We start from the raw sequence: 1903 nt of genomic DNA, 5'->3' as shown, positions 1-1903 counted from the left end.
GGCCTGAGTACTATGTGGAGTCCAGTATCAACTTCAATAGTAAGGCCATTCCCGACAACGGCGTATTGCGCCATACCTTTACCCTTGAAGAAGGGATTCTTATCGAGCACACCTCCCTGGCACTCAATTTTGAGCATGAGCGCATTGGTGACCTGATTATCAAACTGATTTCACCGGATGGTACAGAGAGTGTTCTGATGAACCGACCAGGCAAGACGCCTGACAGTGCAGCCAGTGACACGGGTGATCACCGATCTTTGGCTATGGACTACGCCTTTAACTCCACCCGCAACTGGGGGGAGACCAGTGGCGGAACCTGGACCCTTGAGATTATTGATGCAGCAGGTGGTGCTTCCGGAATCCTTCATGGTGCCAAGCTGGTGACCTTTGGGGACCTGGCAACACCGGATGATACCTATTTCTACACCAACGAGTTTGGTGAGGTAGGGACTGGTGTACGCTCGCTGTTGTCTGATACTAACGGTGGTGTTGACACAATTAATGCAGCCGCCGTGACCAGTGATACGGTGATTAACCTGAATCAGGGAGCATCCAGCCAGATTGCGGAGAGAACGTTAACCATTCAATCGGGAACGGAGATTGAGCATGCCACGACGGGGGACGGAAACGATACCCTGATTGGTAATGATGGATCCAACTGGTTGAGAGGTTACCGGGGCAATGACACCTTATCCGGTGGCAACGGTGCTGATGTGCTCTTTGGTGGCGCGGGGAATGACAGCCTGACCGGTGGTGCGGGCATGGATTTCTTTATCATCCGGCCAGAAGCGGGTGCTGTTGATACCCTGGTGGACTTTGGTAACGGGGGGCAGGAAAAGATCGTGCTGGCCGGTTTCCAGACTGTACAGGACTTTACTCACCTCAGCGTCACTCAGGTGGGTGCCGATGTGCAGTTGACCTTTGGGGATGATGGCACCCAGACGGTGATTTTGAAGAATGTGCAGGTCTCGACACTGTCGGAGCAGGACTTTACTTTTATTTCCGATGAAACCCTGCTGGATGATTATCTGGATCTATTGGCCACGTCAACAATATGGGTAGGAAACGATGCCGTTCAGAACGGCCTGCTACCGGATAATATGGGAGATATGACGTACTTTGCTTCAGGAGGAAATGACGCTATAGGGTCAACCAGTACCGATGATGTTCTGGACGGTGGGGATGGTCATGACTTTCTGGATGGAGAATACATTACCAATACAGCGGGCACGGACTGGCTGCAGGGTGGTCAGGGCAATGATCGGCTTGAAGGCGGTGGTGACGACGACCTGTTGTTTGGCGGCAGTGGAAATGATCTGATGTTTGGAGAAGCGGGTAATGATCGGCTGTATGGTGACTCTGGCCAGGATAATCTGCTGGGTGGTGATGGTAACGATCACCTTGAGGGTGGTGCCGGTGATGACCTGGTCCAGGGACAGGCTGGTGATGATACGCTCTATCTGGAAGGCGACACCGGTCATATTGATCTGTCGTCCACGGGAGCCAACGTGGTTACCGGTTTGTTGGGCGGGGCGGGATCCGACATTTATATCCTGAAGCAGGATGGAGCCGGTAGCCAGAGCCTTGGCCTGAGTTCATCCAATGGCGTGTTGAGGATGTCTACCTCAAACTTTATTGCGGATTTTGATGTTGCAACCGGAGGCGATCGTATTGATCTTTCCCGGCTGGATGGCGTGCGCGGGTTTCAGGATCTGGTGATTACCCAGAGTGTGCTTAATGGTCTGCCTGTAACGCGTATCACCATTAATAATGGTGATGAACCCTATTTCGTTAACCTGTTTAATGTGGCCATGAACTTGGTTAATGAGAGTCACTTTGTCTTTGCCAATAGCCAGCCTTATGGGGTGGTGACTGACGGTGATGATGTTCTGGTGGGGGATGC

Annotated in this window: 1 protein-coding gene; it reads left to right on the top strand. The window is 52.2% G+C overall.

Features of this window, described 5'->3' with window-relative positions; translation table 11 throughout:
• Window positions 1–14 precede the first annotated feature (14 nt).
• Window positions 15–1903, top strand: a 1889-nt coding sequence (locus J7438_RS25285) for a proprotein convertase P-domain-containing protein (protein WP_209278814.1), incomplete at its 3' end; no start/stop codon positions are given.

Origin of the sequence: Thalassotalea sp. G20_0, assembly GCF_017744175.1 — a bacterium.
GTDB lineage: Bacteria > Pseudomonadota > Gammaproteobacteria > Pseudomonadales > Endozoicomonadaceae > Endozoicomonas.
Note: the sequence above shows the minus strand (reverse complement) of the source record. Positions and strands in the feature narration are given on the sequence as shown.